The organism is Sphingomonas endolithica (assembly GCF_025231525.1).
In the GTDB taxonomy this organism is placed as follows: domain Bacteria; phylum Pseudomonadota; class Alphaproteobacteria; order Sphingomonadales; family Sphingomonadaceae; genus Sphingomonas; species Sphingomonas endolithica.
On sequence record NZ_CP103057.1, the window covers coordinates 1,080,266 to 1,095,806 of the forward strand.

At 64.5% G+C, this 15,541-nt stretch carries 15 protein-coding genes and 1 tRNA gene; 5 read left to right on the plus strand and 11 right to left on the minus strand.

The genetic code is table 11. The features are described 5' to 3' along the window. Positions 1–32: 32 nt before the first annotated feature. The 7 genes from NV382_RS05125 to NV382_RS05155 form a co-directional block, all read right to left on the minus strand. Positions 33–797 (minus strand): alpha/beta fold hydrolase, encoded by a 765-nt coding sequence (locus tag NV382_RS05125; RefSeq protein ID WP_260599449.1) that lies wholly within the window; start codon positions 795–797, stop codon positions 33–35. Next, positions 778–1,224 carry a GFA family protein gene (locus NV382_RS05130; RefSeq protein WP_260599450.1) on the minus strand — a complete coding sequence of 149 codons (447 nt, stop codon included), beginning with the start codon at positions 1,222–1,224 and terminating at the stop codon, positions 778–780. The genes NV382_RS05125 and NV382_RS05130 overlap by 20 nt, the downstream gene beginning before the upstream one ends. Position 1,225: 1 nt before the next feature. After that, positions 1,226–1,843: a DUF2238 domain-containing protein gene (locus tag NV382_RS05135; RefSeq protein ID WP_260599451.1), complete on the minus strand. Its 618-nt coding sequence runs from the start codon at positions 1,841–1,843 to the stop codon at positions 1,226–1,228. A gap of 34 nt (positions 1,844–1,877) precedes the next feature. Further along, on the minus strand, positions 1,878–2,906 hold the full coding sequence (locus tag NV382_RS05140; protein WP_260599452.1) for an aspartate-semialdehyde dehydrogenase: 1,029 nt from the start codon (positions 2,904–2,906) through the stop codon (positions 1,878–1,880). 513 nt (positions 2,907–3,419) lie between these two features. Continuing rightward, a complete protein-coding gene (locus NV382_RS05145) occupies positions 3,420–5,015 on the minus strand; it encodes an isocitrate lyase (RefSeq protein WP_260599453.1) in 1,596 nt (531 codons plus the stop codon). 135 nt (positions 5,016–5,150) lie between these two features. Further along, entirely contained in the window at positions 5,151–6,599 is a 1,449-nt protein-coding gene (locus NV382_RS05150) for a S41 family peptidase (RefSeq protein WP_260599454.1), read from the minus strand. A 271-nt stretch (positions 6,600–6,870) separates the two neighbouring features. Beyond that, positions 6,871–8,268, minus strand: coding sequence for a helix-turn-helix domain-containing protein (locus tag NV382_RS05155; RefSeq protein WP_260600313.1), 1,398 nt, complete (start codon positions 8,266–8,268; stop codon positions 6,871–6,873). A 325-nt stretch (positions 8,269–8,593) separates the two neighbouring features. On the opposite strand from NV382_RS05155, the gene NV382_RS05160 reads away from it, so the two are divergent. Then, complete coding sequence (locus NV382_RS05160; RefSeq protein WP_260599455.1) at positions 8,594–9,577, plus strand: cation diffusion facilitator family transporter; 984 nt, start codon at positions 8,594–8,596, stop codon at positions 9,575–9,577. Here NV382_RS05160 and NV382_RS05165 read toward each other — a convergent pair. The 3 genes from NV382_RS05165 to NV382_RS05175 form a co-directional block, all read right to left on the minus strand. Further along, complete coding sequence (locus NV382_RS05165; RefSeq protein WP_260599456.1) at positions 9,523–10,155, minus strand: DUF4893 domain-containing protein; 633 nt, start codon at positions 10,153–10,155, stop codon at positions 9,523–9,525. The genes NV382_RS05160 and NV382_RS05165 overlap by 55 nt on opposite strands. A gap of 105 nt (positions 10,156–10,260) precedes the next feature. Continuing rightward, positions 10,261–11,046 carry a 3-hydroxybutyrate dehydrogenase gene (locus NV382_RS05170; RefSeq protein ID WP_260599457.1) on the minus strand — a complete coding sequence of 262 codons (786 nt, stop codon included), beginning with the start codon at positions 11,044–11,046 and terminating at the stop codon, positions 10,261–10,263. Between the two features lie 37 nt (positions 11,047–11,083). Continuing rightward, the gene (locus NV382_RS05175) at positions 11,084–12,268 is read right to left on the minus strand and encodes a patatin-like phospholipase family protein (RefSeq protein ID WP_260599458.1); all 1,185 of its coding nucleotides are present in this window, start codon (positions 12,266–12,268) and stop codon (positions 11,084–11,086) included. A gap of 122 nt (positions 12,269–12,390) precedes the next feature. Here NV382_RS05175 and ypfJ point away from each other — a divergent pair, with 122 nt between their 5' ends. The 3 genes from ypfJ to NV382_RS05190 all read left to right on the plus strand — a co-directional run bounded on the left by ypfJ (position 12,391) and on the right by NV382_RS05190 (position 14,138). Further along, positions 12,391–13,302 carry a KPN_02809 family neutral zinc metallopeptidase gene (gene ypfJ / locus NV382_RS05180; protein WP_260599459.1) on the plus strand — a complete coding sequence of 304 codons (912 nt, stop codon included), beginning with the start codon at positions 12,391–12,393 and terminating at the stop codon, positions 13,300–13,302. Positions 13,303–13,409: 107 nt separating this feature from the next. After that, positions 13,410–13,485 (plus strand) — tRNA-Ala (locus tag NV382_RS05185). 170 nt (positions 13,486–13,655) lie between these two features. Beyond that, on the plus strand, positions 13,656–14,138 hold the full coding sequence (locus NV382_RS05190) for a hypothetical protein (RefSeq protein ID WP_260599460.1): 483 nt from the start codon (positions 13,656–13,658) through the stop codon (positions 14,136–14,138). 15 nt (positions 14,139–14,153) lie between these two features. On the opposite strand, the gene NV382_RS05195 is transcribed toward NV382_RS05190, so the two are convergent. Further along, positions 14,154–14,645: a hypothetical protein gene (locus tag NV382_RS05195; protein ID WP_260599461.1), complete on the minus strand. Its 492-nt coding sequence runs from the start codon at positions 14,643–14,645 to the stop codon at positions 14,154–14,156. 151 nt (positions 14,646–14,796) lie between these two features. On the opposite strand from NV382_RS05195, the gene NV382_RS05200 reads away from it, so the two are divergent. Continuing rightward, a complete protein-coding gene (locus NV382_RS05200) occupies positions 14,797–15,414 on the plus strand; it encodes a hypothetical protein (RefSeq protein ID WP_260599462.1) in 618 nt (205 codons plus the stop codon). Positions 15,415–15,541: the final 127 nt, after the last annotated feature.

Below are 15,541 nucleotides of genomic sequence, written 5' to 3' on the forward strand. Positions count from 1 at the left end.
TTGCCCCAACCTGTCCCGCCGCCACGCGCCGGTCAAGCGGCGGCAAGGAAGTCCGCGATCGCCACGCCGAGTTCGGGCTTGGTGACCGCGCTCATATGGCCGCCCGGTGTTTCGACCAGCACGCCGGCGGGCAGCACGGCCGCCACCTCGGCAGCCGAACCGTTATCGTGATCCTCGACGCCCGACAGTATCAGCGTGCGCTGCTCGATCTCGCGCAGTGCCTCGATCGGCGTGTCGACGAACGTGTCGAGGATCTGCAGCAGCGCCACCGGATCGCCGCCCGTTGTCTTCAGGAACGCCTCCGCCAACCACTCGGGCGTACCCCGCGCGAAGCTACCGAGATTGGTCAGGATGTTACGGAAATGCCCGCCCCGCCCGGCCGTTTCGGTCAGGCCTTTCAGCCCCATGCCGGCAATCACCACCCGACGCGGCGTCGCGCCGTTGGCCATCATCCGCGCGGTCGTTCGGCCGCCGAGCGAATAGCCGCCGAGATCGTAATCGCTAATACCAAGATGCTCGATCAATGCGAAACCATCACGCATCAGCACGTCGGGCGGATAGCTGGCGGCATCGTGTGGCTTGGCGCTGTCGCCATGCGCGCGCAGGTCCGACATGATCACGCGGAAGCCTTTGGCGGCGATCGCCGCGGCATGGCCGTAGCGCACCCAATTGGTCATCGCATTGGAGAAGAAGCCATGCAGCAGTACAACCGGGCGCCCCTCCCCAGTCTCGCGATACGCCAGCCGTGTGCCATCGAAGCTGTCGAAGAAGAGCGGTTCAATCGGGGAGTTTGCCAATGGCCTGGATCCAACGGTCACGAGTGGAGGGGTTCTCGTCCACTCGCGTAGCAGGCAATGGGCTCGTGTCGAGCCACGCCTCGTGCCACGTTTCTGGCGAGAAATGATGCGTCGGCTTGAAGCGGCCGGGTTCGTCGAAGCTGCCGACGGTCAGGTCCATTTTGTCGCTGCCCTCGAGGAACTCGAACGTCAGCGGCGTGCCGCAGGCGGCACAGAAACCGCGATTCGCGATCGGCGAGGATTGGTAGCGATCCGGCTCGCGTTGCCACGTTACATCGGCGCGCTTCACGCCCTTGAACGCGATCGACACGCCGCCGGTCGCGCGCTGGCACATGCGGCAGTGGCACAGATAGGCGTCGTCATCGTTAATCTGCACGCTGTAGCGCACCTGCCCGCACTGGCAGCCGCCGGTCATGGTGTCGGTCATCTCACCCTCCTGCCGTTATTATCCGTCTTGCGGCCCAGGCGATCGAGCCGCACGCGCCGGCGATGGCGATCGCCATGTCCTTCTGCGCATCCCACATATCGCGTTGCTGGCCGTTATAATCGTCGGCCATGCCTGGCGCGAGAACGATCGTCAGCAGCCATTCGAAGTTTTCATACAGCGCACTGAAGCCGCAGACGAACAGGAAGGCGAACCACAGGCTGAGCCGCAGCGACACGCCGCCGTACCGCCGCAGTCCTTCGGCAACCGGCGGCACCGCGCACACGCCGAAGGACAGGTGCACCAACCGGTCGAAATTGTTGCGCGTCCAGCCCAAGGTCGCGTCGATCGAGCCGCCGGTCAGCACCCTGCCCCAGGCGTCGTATGGCACGTTGGAATAAGCATAGCGCCCGGCCAGCGTGTGCAGCAGGAAGAACGCCACCACCGCCCCGACCGACGCGTCCGACAGCGGCCACCGCCTGAGCAGCCATGGCGACGCGAGCAGCAGCGCGACCGTCGGGATATGCTGCAGCGGCGCGATCTCGGGGTATGGCTGCCATAGATTGGCGGCGAGCACCGCCACCGCCAGCGCGCAGATCATGCGCCGCTGGGCAAGCGGCACGATCAGCCAATGGCGGCGATAGCCCGCGATCAGCTCAGGCGCCCTTCTGCAGATGCCGGCGCCCGAGCAGCTCGGCGATCTGCACTGCGTTCAATGCCGCGCCTTTTCGCAGGTTATCGCTGACGCACCACAGGTTGATGCCGTTCTCGATCGTCGAATCCTCGCGCACGCGGCTGACGAACGTGGCGAACTCGCCGACGCATTCGACCGGCGTGATATACCCGCCATCCTCGCGCTTGTCGTACAGCATCACGCCCGGCGCCTCGCGCAGGATGTCCTGCGCTTCCTTGGCCGAAATCTCGTCCTGGAACTCGATGTTGATCGCTTCCGAATGGCCGACGAACACCGGCACGCGCACGCACGTCGCCGTCACCTTGATCTTGGGATCGAGGATCTTCTTGGTCTCGACCACCATCTTCCACTCTTCCTTGGTCGATCCATCGTCGAGGAAGCTGTCGATATGCGGGATCACGTTGAAGGCGATCTGCTTGGTGAACTTCTTGGGCTCGGCGGGGTCGCCGACGAAGATGTTGCGGCTCTGCTCGAACAGCTCGTCCATGCCTTCCTTGCCCGCGCCCGACACCGACTGATAGGTCGCGACCACCACGCGGGTGATCTTGGCCTTGTCGTGCAGGGGCTTCAGCACCACCACCATCTGCGCGGTCGAGCAGTTCGGGTTGGCGATGATGTTACGCACCTTGTAGCCGTCGATCGCTTCCGGATTCACCTCCGGCACGATCAGCGGCACGTCCGGATCCATGCGGTACAGCGAGCTATTGTCGATCACGGTGCAGCCCGCGGCAGCGGCGATCGGCGCGTACTTGGCGGTCGCTTCCGAGCCGATCGCGAACAGCGCCATGTCCCAGCCGGTCCAGTCGAAATTCTCGATATTCTGGACCTTGTACTGCTTCCCCGTGTCGCCGTAATCGACCATCAGCCCCTGGCTGCGCGACGAGGCGACGACGGCGATCTCGTCCGCCGGAAATTCACGCTCCGCCAGGATATTGAGCATCTCGCGCCCGACATTGCCCGTCGCGCCCGCGACCACGATTTTGTAGCCCATGTGGTGTTCCTGTATTCTGGTGTCGCATGCGCGATATCAGAATTGGGCGCGTGGGGAAGATAGGATAGCTATCCGGGTGCATTGTGCGGCGCCGCGAATGTTGAGACTTTTGAGACGCGGGCAGGTTTTCGTCGAAACTGTCATCGCGAGTTGAATATGGGGTTGTGGAGGATTCTGGTGCGCCATTGTGCGGGCGTGGCATGAGGCGGCGGTGTAGGACAGGGTGTTTGCGGCTGGACGCCGGTTTTGATGGATGCTCGGTTCTGGGGGACGCGCTCTGGGCCTTAGACTATTCCCCTGCGGAGGCCTGGGCCCGTAGTGGCGTAGATGGGAGCTGGCGTGGCGCTTGATTGGTTGCCGGTCGCTACTGGGTCCCGGCCTTCGCCGGGGAGCGATGGGCCTCGTTGCGGACGATTGGGCCGCCGCGGCCAAGCCGCGTCGTCGGACGGGGCTGCTGGCCCCGCCGGCTGGGCGTGATGCGGGCGTGCCGCAGCTTTCGCTGCGGCTACTGCATCACGCCGCGAACTGGTTCATCGTATTGTGCGCGCCGCCGGCCTTCAGCGCCGCCTCGCCCGCGAAATATTCCTTGTGGTCGTCGCCCAGATCCGAGCCGGACATGTTCTGGTGCTTCACGCAGGCGATGCCCTCGCGGATTTCCTTGCGCTGCACGCCCTTCACATATCCCAGCATGCCTTGCTCACCGAAATACTCCTTGGCGAGGTTGTCGGTCGATAGCGCCGCGGTGTGATAGGTCGGCAGCGTGATCAGGTGGTGGAAGATGCTCGCCCGGGCCGCCGCATCCTTCTGGAAGGTGCGGATGCGCTCGTCGGCCTCGTCGGCAAGCTCGGTGCTGTCATAATCGACCGACATCAGCCGCGCGCGATCGAATGCGGACACGTCCCTGCCCGCCGCGCCCCAAGCATCATATACTTGCTGGCGGAAGTTCAGCGTCCAGTTGAACGAGGGCGAGTTGTTGTACACCAACTTGGCATTCGGGATGACGGCGCGGATACGGTCGACCATCCCGGCGATCTGCTCGATATGCGGCTTCTCGGTCTCGATCCACAACAGGTCGGCGCCGTTCTGGAGCGACGCGATACAATCCATCACGCACCGATCTTCACCGGTGCCGGCGCGGAACTGGAACAGGTTGGACGGCAGGCGCCTGGGCCGCATCAGCTTGCCATCACGATTGAGGATCACGTCACCGTTTTGTGCCGTGGCGGGGTCGATCTCCTCGCAATCGAGGAAACCGTTATATTGGTCGCCGAGATCACCCGGCGTCTTGCTCACCGCGATCTGCTTGGTCAGCCCCGCGCCCAGCGAGTCGGTGCGTGTGACGATGATGCCATCCTCGACGCCAAGCTCGAGAAACGCATAACGGCACGCCCGTACCTTCGCGAGGAAGTCCTCGTGCGGCACCGTCACCTTGCCGTCCTGGTGCCCGCATTGCTTCTCGTCGCTCACCTGGTTCTCGATCTGCAGCGCGCAGGCGCCCGCCTCGATCATCTTGCGCGCGAGCAGGTACGTGGCCTCGGCATTGCCGAAACCGGCATCGATGTCGGCGATGATCGGCACGACATGCGTCTGGTAATTCTCCACAGCGTTCAGCAGGCGCTGTTCCTCAAGCGCATTGCCGGCATCGCGCGCGGCATCGATTTCACGGAACATCATGCCGAGTTCGCGGGCATCGGCCTGGCGCAGGAAGGTGTACAATTCCTCGATCAGGGCCGGCACGGCGGTCTTTTCATGCATCGACTGATCGGGCAGCGGGCCGAAATCGCTGCGCAGCGCAGCGATCATCCAGCCCGACAGATAGAGATAGCGCCGCTCCGTCGTGCCGAAATGCTTCTTGATGCTGATCATCTTCTGCTGGCCGATGAAGCCGTGCCAGCAGCCGAGCGACTGCGTGTAGTGCGCCGGATCGGCATCATAGGCCGCCATGTCGCGGCGCATGATCGCCGCTGTATAGCGTGCGATGTCGAGCCCGGTCTGGAACCGGTTCTGCAGCCGCATCCGCGCGACCGCCTCCGGATCGATCCCGTCCCAACTGCCCGCATAGCGGCTGATCAGGTCGGTCGTCTGCGCGATATGCGTTTGGTAGGTCATCGGTGGTCCCCATCGAATGGATGCCACCGAGCTACACACCTTTACACATCACCGCATGACGCAGTGCCGATAACAACGCGTCTTCCTGTCCGGAGAACGCCTATGTCACCAGTCACCTTGTAATGTATTTACAGATCAGAACAGTCCTGGAGTTTCACGCTGCGCGGTGTTCGGCCGCTCGGGCGACAGCAATGCCGACTTCTCGACCACGGATGCGCTGCGTGCGTTCTGCAACGATGCGGTGGCGGTGATCGGCGTGCAGCTGCGGCCGGCGAGATAATCCAGCGCCTGCCGCGTGGAAGCTTCGGCTGGGTCGCCGAGTGGCTTCGACACGTCGTCCACTGCGCGGCAGGTCGCCTGCACCGTCGTGGCGAGACCGTCATAATAGGCCCCCTGTCGATCGGCGTTCTGCAATGCAAAGGCGATCACGCGCAACCGGTCGTCGCAGGAGGTCTTGTCCAGTGCGATCTGCCCGACCGGCTTGCCATAGGTGTTGGTGCCGATCAGCCCGACATTTGCCCGCAGGTATGGCACGAAGGCGTTGATCACCAATTCGCTTGCCGACGCGGTACCGCCCGTCCCGATGAATGCGATTTTGGTCGAGTTGATCGATTGCGGCTGCGGCGCGAAATAGCTGACATCGTTCTCGGCCGACTTTTCCGGGCGGAACGTGGTGTAGCTGAACACCTCGCCGGTCGAGCGGTTGCCGCCGAGCAGGTTACCCATCAGTTCGGCGATCGAGACCAGGCCGCCACCATTGTAGCGGAAGTCGACGATCACCTGCGTAATGCCCTGCGCGCGGAAATTGGCGAACGCCGCGCGCAATTGCGGATCGGCCGTGTTGATGAAGGTGCGCAGATTGACATAGCCGACCTTGGTGCCGCCATCGTCGATCACCTTGGCCCCATAGGTAGGCGATACCGGCTGCAACTCGAAATCGGCCTTGGCCACGGTGACCGTGCGGTCGCCGGCGACCCCCGATAATTGCAGCACGCGCGACGTGCCGACCGTATCGGGGCCCAGTGCGTCGGTCAGCCCGGCCGTTCCTTGCGCCGCCAGGATCGCGCTCACACTGCGCAGGCTTCCGGCCGTGGTGCCGATCGCGACGATTTCCGTCCCGCGCTGGATGCCCGCATTGGCGGCAGGCGCATTCTCAAACGCTTCGGCGATCACCAGCCGGTTCGACGTATCCAGCGCCAGCCGCACGCCCAGACCGGCGCTCGATCCCGAATTGTAATAGGCGTTCTCTTCCTTGATCGACGTCAGATAGGTGAAATAGCGGTCCTTGCGCTGCGCCCGCGCGGTTGCCGTCAGGCCGTCGATATAGTCATCGACGGTGCTGAACCCGGCGGGGTTGAGGTTGGTCGGCAACGTTTCCGGAAACAGATACCATTCGCGCAACTGCGCCGCCGCCCAATCCTGCCGCTCGCGCAGAGAACAACCGGTGCTGGCGACGGGCGTCGGCGTGGGGACAGGCGTCGCGCCGATGCCGCCGCCGGCAATGGCGCCGTCCCCGCCTCCCCCGCCACAGGCAGAAAGCATTGCGGACATTGCCAGAATAGCACCAAGCGGTCTTGTCGACATCGATCTATCTCCCCGTATGTTCAACTGCTTAGCAGTATCCAGCGGGGGAGTCTGCACGGGATTCGCGCAGGGTAGATCGATATTCGGTCGATACGTTAGCCGCTCTGTGATCTTGTTCTCCCGCGAACGCGGGAGCCCAGGATTACGAGCGGTACCGCTTGTGACCCTGGGCTCCCGCATTTGCGGGAGAACAGAGGACATGTTCTCAGGGGAGCCACCCCTTTCAGGGTGCCAGCTTTATGATGCTAAGGCCCAAACGCTGCGATCCGCCCTAATCGCCGGCGAATGTCAGCGCCGTCACCCCGCGCTCGCGTTCGTTGATGGTCAGTGAGCGGCCCATGGGCGCGGTCGAGCGCTGCGGGCAGTCGTGGCGGAAGCAGGCACGGCAGCCGAGCCCGATCGGCGTTGCCGGCCCCGCCAGATCGAAGCCGCGTGCCGCCGCCATGCTGCCGGCCAAAGCTGCTTCGACGCCTAAGCCCACGACGAACTCGGCCTGAATCGCACCGTAGCGATGCCCTTGCGGCGTCACCGTACGCGCGATCGTCAGCCAGCGTGCACCATCCTGCAGTTCGACCAATTGCACGGCGAGCATGCCCGGGCGATCGAATGCGTGGTGCAGCTTCCATAACGGGCACCGCCCGTCCGCGCTCGCCAGTGCCGCGCCATTGGCGCCGGGATAGCGCTTCGACGCCTGCCCGGCCCGGTCGATGCGGATCATGAAGAACGGCAGGCCGCGCGCCCCGACGCGTTGCAAGGTCGTCAGGCGATGTGCGACATGCTCGAACCCAGCGCCGAACCGCCGCTGCAGCAATTCGATATCGTAGCCGGTCGCCTCGCAGGCGCGCAGGAAGCGGGCATAGGGCATCATCAGCGCGGCGGCGAAATAGCTCGTCACGTGCCGGCGGTAGAGCCGTTCCGCGGCACGCCCGTTCGTGTCGGCGCCAAAGCCCGCCCCCTTGGCCAGCGCCTCGATCTCGCCGCGCGCCTCGATCTGCGCCAGCTGGAATGCGGCGGCGAAAGTGCGCGAGGCAGGGTCCAGTGTTTCCGACAATTGCAATTGCCGCGCGTGCAGATCCAGCCGGCGCAGCATGTCGGGCAGGACGTCGACCGGCAGGATGCGGATCGTCAGGCTGTGCTTGACACGCAACCGTTCGGCGATCGCGCCGTACAGATCGCCCGTGCCGAGCCGCAGCTCGTCGGCCAGCGTTTCGGCGATGCCATCGAGATCGGCGAAGTGGTTGCGCCAGCGTTCGATCTCGCGCCGCACTTCGGCCGCGGGATCGTTCGCCACCTCCTCGCCGCCGCCGCCCGCCCCTATGCGATCGAAAGCGCGTGCGAACGCCTCGGCACCGCCGGGCGCACCGGCCAGCCATTCCTCGACCTGCGCGCGATCGATCTCGAGATCGGCGAACATCGGGTCCGCCAGCCGCCGCCGCATCGCGACTTCGCCGCCGCCGGGCTCGCCCGCCGCCAGCGCCCGCGGATCGAAGTCGAACGATTCGGCGAGCTTGACCAGCAACGAGGCGGACAAAGGTCGCTGGTTGCGCTCGACCAGATTGAGGTAGCTGGGCGAGATGGTCAGCACCTCGGCCATGGCCGCCTGGGTCAGCCCGGCCTGACGCCGCAGCCTTCGCACCGCATGCCCGGCAAATAATTTGCGATCCGCCATTGCCACTCGTCCCATGCCGCAATTCACTGTCATGTCTTTACAACAGGACAAGCGGGGAAAGAACCAGCACGACACGATGACCCCCAGCGGAAGCGACGACCGCTGGCGCAATCTGGCGCTCCATGGCTTTACCGCCTCAGCGCCGCGGCGATGTGCGGCACTTTCTGCAGCGCGACACCGCGACAGACGCCTTGAGAGTTTCCTGGGGAGGAAAGGATGCCCGCCGAGTTATCTCGGCGGGCATTTCCTTGTTCGTACGCGCAGCGCTGGACGTGCCCCCCGCCCTTCCCGCATAGCAGGCCTGGGCGCAACAAAGGGAAGACACGTGTCGGCATCGAAAGAAGGCGGGTCGAAGCTGGTGATCGTGGCGGCGCTGGCCGCCAATCTCGGCATCGCGATCGCCAAGTTCATTGCCGCGGGCATCTCGGGATCGTCGTCGATGCTGACCGAGGGGTTCCACTCGGTGGTCGACAGCCTCAACCAGGTGCTGCTGCTCTACGGCCAGCATCGCGGCAAGAAGGCGCCCGACGAGGCCCATCCATTCGGTTATGGCCGCGAGCTGTATTTCTGGTCGTTTGTCGTGGCGATCCTGATCTTCGCGGTCGGGGCCGGTGTGTCGATCTATGAAGGGTATACCCACTTCATCGAGCCCGAGCCGCTGCAGAGCCCGACGATCAACTATGTCGTGCTCGGCATCGCTTTCCTCATGGAAGGCGCATCCTGGACGATCGCGATGCGCGAGTTCGCCGCGGTGAAGGGCGACGCCGGCTGGTGGTCCGCGGTGCACCGCTCGAAGGATCCCGCCGGGTTCATCATCCTGTTCGAGGATTCAGCCGCCTTGGCCGGATTGGCGATCGCCGCGGTGGGCGTATGGGCGAGCCACTATTTTGCCGATCCCCGGCTGGACGGCATCGCATCGATCGCGATCGGCAGCGTGCTGGCGCTGGTCGCGGTGCTGCTCGCCCGTGAGGCGAAGGGGCTGCTGATCGGCGAAGGCGCGGATCCGGCGATCGTCGCCAAGGTCCGCGCGATCGTCGATGGCAATCCTGCGATCACCAGCGTCGCGCACGTGCGCACGATCCACACCGCGCCCGACAGCATCTTCGTCGCGATCAGTGCCGACTTCAAGGACAGCGTTACCATGGGCGAGGCGGAAAGCCTGATCGAGGGGATCGAGGACCAGTTGCGCGCGGCCGTTCCGATGCTGTCGTCGATCTATATCCGCCCGGAGAAGCGCGAGAATGCGGCGGTGTTTCAGCCGGCCGGCACGATCTCGACCACGTCGAGCAGCGATTCGAAACGCGGATAAGGCAGCATCATCCGCCAGCGCCGGTCCCCGACCCGCTGGATGATCCCCGCAAGATCGCGATTGGGATCGCGCCCATAAGCAATCGCATTCCGCTCGTCACCGAGCATCATCGTGCCGAGAAACACCGCCCGCCTGGTACCATCAGGGTAAGCGCGACCCGACACGCGCTGCGATCCCTCCGTCTTGTAGAAGCGAGTCACGCCGCCAGCCGTGCTCGCGATGCGGCAGGTGAAATAGGGATAGACGGTGAAGTCGCGCATCGCGCTGCCATGCGCACCGATCTTGAACACGCGGCAGCGATAGTCGCCCGCCGGCGGCATCGGCTCGGACAGGGCAAGATCCGGCTCGAACAAGGCACCGCCGGCGGCGATCGCCTTGCCGTTGCCGGAGGCTTGCGCCTTGGCCACCGCGCTGACCCACGCCTGCCGCCAGGTGCGCAGCCGCTCCCGGTCGGCACTCGTCGCCACCTGCCGCCAGTCGGGCGCGATCGAGGATAAGGAGGCCGGACGGTCCTCGCCGCCGCCGCACCCTGCGAGCAGCGCACAGGCCGCTACCGCGAACATCGTTCTCACTGCCATCGTGCGACCACTTTCCATCTTGCGCGGATCTGCATCCGATCCGCTGATACCTAGTAGGAGCTCATGGCCGTAACCCCGGACCTGTTGCGCGGTCCACTGTGCCGCTCACGCGGCGGTCCAGCCGCCATCCATCGACAGGTTGGCGCCGGTGATCGACTTGGCCGCATCGCCGCACAGGAACAGCGCGAAGGCGGCGACCTGCTCGGGCGTGACGAACTCCTTAGTCGGCTGCGCGTCGAGCAACACGTCGTTGACCACTTGCTCGCGCGTCAATCCGCGGGCCTTCATCGTATCGGGGATCTGCCCCTCGACCAATGGGGTCCAGACATAACCGGGCGAGATGCAATTGACCGTGATACCGTCGGTCGCCGTCTCCAGCGCAATCGTCTTGGTCAGCCCGACAAGGCCGTGCTTGGCCATCACGTACGCCGATTTGTTGGGGCTGGCGACCAGCGAGTGCGCGGACGCCGTCGAGATGATCCGGCCCCATTTGGCGGCCTTCATGTACGGCACCACCGCCCGGATAAGATACCAGGCTGACGTCAGGTTGATCTTGATGATCGCTTCGAACTTGTCGGCCGGGAAGCTCTCAATCGGCGCGACATGCTGGATGCCGGCATTGTTGATGACGATGTCCGGCCCGCCGAGTTCGTCGTGACACCGTTTGGCAAGCGCGGCGATCTCGTCCGGCTTGGTCATGTCCGCAGCATCGTACAGCGCCCGCGCGCCGCTGGTCGCCTCCAGCGCGGCGCGTTCGCGCTCGATCTCGCCCGCATCGCCGAAGCCGTTCAACACCACGCTCGCCCCTTCCGCCGCCAGCGCCTTGGCATAAGCCAGCCCGATGCCGGAGGTGGACCCGGTGATGATCGCGCTCTTGCCCTTCAGGAACATAGAAACCTCCTTATCCTCGATGATCTAACTGTCGCTTTCACCCGACGTTCGGCGTCGTCTCCAAAGCATCGACCTGCGGCACGACCTTGCGCCCGAGATCGAACGCCGCGCTCTTGCCCGTCTCGATGTTCGCCGCGACCAGCTGCGCATTGGCCATCGTCTCACCCACCGCCTCCAGCCCCGCCTGCCAATGCTCGCGCATCGTGCGCATCGAGAATTCGTAATCGCGGCTGCCGCCCTCCCACGCATTGGCGCGGTAGATCAGATGCACCAGGTTGACCGCATCCTCCGCCGAGCGCGCGGCGAGCGCCTGCACGTCGGGATCGTCCAGCATCTCGGCGGCCAGCTTGGCGAGCACCTTGCGCACCGCCTCGCGATCCTGCCGGATGCGCATTACCTGATCGGATACCTGCCGGGTGCGGCTGGAGAAGCGGATCTCCTTCTCGCGCGCGGCGACATCCATGATCGTCTTGGGCAGATCCGTGGCGGCAGCGAATAGGTCGACCTGGAAGGCCAGCAGCGATCCCTGCTGGTGATCCAGCACATGCGTCAACGGCGTGTTCGAGACCAAGCCCCCATCCCACCACAGCCGCCCGTCGATCTCGATCGGCGGCAGGCCCGGCGGCAGCGCGCCCGAGGCCATGATGTGGCGCGCGTCGATCCGCGTCTCGGTGGTATCGAAATAATGGAAGTTGCCGCTTTCGACATCGACCGCGCCGACCGACAGCCGGACCTGCCCGTTATTCAGCAGATCCCAGTCGATCATCGCATCCAGCGTTTCGCGCAGCGGCGCCGAATCGTAGAAGCTGAGCGCCTCCATCGTGCCCGGCGCGGCGAACATCGGTGATGTCGCGCGCGGCGTGAAGAAGCCGGGCACCCCCGCCATCATGACATAGCCGGCCGACCATTCGTGCAGCCATTCGCGGATCTGATCGTGCGGAAAGATCGGGAAGCTCGGCAGCGATTGGGTGAGCAGATCCCAAAATGCATGCAACCGCTCGACCCTCCGCTCGGCCGAGTTGCCGGCATAGATCGCCGCATTCACCGCGCCGATCGAAATGCCCGACACCCAGTCGATCTCGATCCCGCTATCCGCCAGCCCCTCGATCACACCGGCCTGATAGCTGCCCAGCGCCCCGCCGCCCTGCAGGACGAGCGCGACACAATCAGGCAAAGGCAGCGCCTTGGCGCGGCGGCGGGGCTTGGGATCGAGGTCGGCCATCCGCTAAGGCCATGCGCCCGGCAGCGCGCGGGATCAACGCCGTTCGGCGAAATCGCACTTGCGTGCAACAACGGGCTTCCCTGCGCATTCATGCCGGGACAGCAACGAAAAGGCCTTTGTACATGCGGCTCGACGATTTCGATCCCAACATCAACGTCGAGGACCAGGGCAACCGGGGTGGCGGGTTCAACCTTGGTGGCGGCGGAGGCGGTGGCGGAATGCTGCTCGGTTTCCTGCCGCTCGTGTTCAGCAAGTTCGGCTGCGGCGGCGTGGTCGTCCTGCTCATCGTGTTCGCGGTCTTCGGCGGCGGCCTCGGCAGCCTCGGCCAGCTGGGCGCGCCTACCCAGCAATCGGCGCCGCGGACTCAGGGTGCCGGCACGGGCGCGGCATCGATCTGCGCCAGCGATCCTGCCAAGCGCGCCGCCTGCAATGCCTTCAGCTCGGCCGACAAGACCTGGGAGGCGATCTTCGCCAAATCCGGCCAGCGCTTCGAACAGCCCAAATTGGTGTTCTTCGACAGCAACGGCCAGTCGGGCTGTGGTGCCGCGCAGAGTGCGATGGGGCCATTCTACTGCCCGAGCGACCGGGGCATCTTCCTCGACACCAGCTTCTTCGACGAACTCGCCAACCGTTTTGGCGCGAAGGGCGATTTCGCGCAGGATTACGTCATCGCGCACGAATTCGGCCATCACATCCAGAACCTGCTCGGAACCTCGGCACAGGTGCAGCAGGCGCAGGCGCGCGGCAGCCGCACCGAGGGCAATGCGGCATCAGTGCGGCTGGAGCTGCAGGCGGACTGCTATGCCGGCGTATGGGCAGCGCAGAACCGCGACCGCATGGAGCCGGGCGATCTGCAGGAAGGCATGACCGCGGCACAGGCGATCGGCGACGATACGCTGCAGCAGCAGAGCCAGGGCCGCGTCGTGCCGGACAGCTTCACCCATGGCAGCTCGGCCCAGCGCCAGAGCTGGCTGAAGCGTGGGCTGGACAGCGGCGATCCCGCACAATGCGACACGTTCAGCGGCGCGATCTGAGCCTGACGGGGTACCGATCCACTCGGCGCCCCGACCCCCGCCCACCAGTTGCATCGGCACAAAAGCGCCGCTAAGGCGTCGCCGTTCGGCGCTGCCGAGCGTGGAGCGGGGCTGTAGCTCAGATGGGAGAGCGCTGCAATCGCACTGCAGAGGTCAGGGGTTCGATTCCCCTCAGCTCCACCAGCTCATTTGTTATCAACTTTCTGATATCTAAGGCTTTTCAGAAGCGGGCGTCCAGCTACTGGCGTTAGCACTGCTCACCGCACGGAGCATCGTTTGCGATCTCGGTTGTCGATTGCCATTCAGCCACCTAGCGGTGCGTCTAAGGTATCTAGGGGGATGAGGAGCATCGAGTGACTGGGTTTCGCATCGCGCTTGCCAGATGCAGGGCGTATTGCGCTCTCGCGTGCACACTCTCGTTTGCACCGTTGCAGGCGCAAGACATACCGACCGACGACCAGCTCCAGGCGGCGTTTGGAGCAGTCTACAACCGTCTTGGGCTGATGGAATATTGCACGCGCAAAGGGTTCGCCGATGCTGGCGACGTGGCCAATACGCGCAAGACGGTCGTTGCGACGATCGCCGGCATGAGCGTCACCGCTGTCGCGCTTGGGCAGCAGGAAGTCGGCCGGCGTGGCGACATCGTCGGGCCGCAGATCATCGGTCTGATGGGGTCCGGTAACCCGGCGCGTCCGGGAGAGGTTCGCGAGGGACAGACCATGTCGCTGGCCGACAATGCGCGAGCGCAACATTCTTCCGAACGCTTGCTGTGCAACCAGATGGCGGAACAGGCCTCGGCCGTCCAGCGGGCTGGGTCGATCATTGCCTCCGAGTGACGCGGCGGCGTCGGATCACTCTGGGCCGCCGTCCAGATCACCGACACATTGCAGTTCGGGATCCTTCTTCGCCATCCGCTTCAACTCGTCCGTGCGTGCGACGACGCCCGGGAAGATCGCATTGGGGGAGCCGGTATAGGTTTGAAGCAGGCGCAGGGCCCAGGCAAAATGCTGCGCGCCGGCAGCGCAGCTGTTGCTGCCGCCGTCTCCCTCGCCCCAGACCTTGCGCCAGGGCGCTTGGCCGCGCCGCTCGAGGAGAGCCTGGAAGTCGCCAACGGGGCCTTCCGCCCGGACATAGGCGATCGTACGCGGTCCGGCACGAGCAACGCGGAATTGCCTGAACGTGAAACGCGACTGCGGGCTGTCATCCCCCGCATGCAACGTCTTGGCGATCGCGGTGCGTTCGGCGCTGCCGGGTGCGGGCGTATAGACCGCCGGGGAGGCAGCCAGCGCGGTCGGCGCCAGCGCCATTAGTAAGGCAGCGCTCGATGTGTACCAACGTGTCATGTCAACAGCCTCGCACCGAATTCAGCGACAATCGCCCGGGATCCGAACCGCCTTTTAGGGCCACGTGCGATAATCGGAATGCCGAACCGTCGCCTTGACGGGCTAATTGCATCCACCTGACAGATGCGGATGGTGAGTCTATGGCGCGATGATGTCTCTGTTTTACACCCTGATGCTGACCGTGTCGCTGCAGCAGCTCGAAAGCTCGAATGTCGATCCCGCAAGTATTTCCGAGGTCGACGCGATAAACTGCCGCCTCGACGTGCCCAGCTACATGCAGTTCGCCATGGCGATCGGCGGCGAGCAGAAACTCGCTCAAAAGCGCCGCTGGAAGAAGACCACCTCGCGCAATACGTTCATGAACGAATATGACCTGCCGCAGCCGATCGTGGTCGCGGGCACATACAGCACCCGCCGCATCGCCTTCACCGGAGACGCGATCCTTGCCATCCTCGACCTGCCCGATCCGGCAGTCCTGGGTCGTCGCGAGCAGGTCGACAATGCCATGTCCGCCGAACCATTGATCGACGCTCTCGTCACCTCCGGCAAGATGAGCCGGTCTGAGGCAGAGGCGGCAATACCGTTCCGCAAGTTCTTGGGCGAACGCATCATAAAGGACATCACCGATCCGGCAGGCAAAGGAGAAAGCTACGGCAGCCGCACCGTCGTCGCGCGGACGATCTCCAATGCCACGACGCATCCGGGAAGGACCTTCTATGGCTGCACGTACCGGCTAGAGATGCTTGACGAGGATGGCACGCCGCTTTGAGTTTGCAGCCTCGATCTGTCCGGTATCCACTTGATTGAAGTCCACATTTTTTCGGCAGCGCGCGAGGCCGAACCACGTATCGCAGCGTTTGATCGACAGCCACCACGCATTCGGCGAGAGAAAGCCA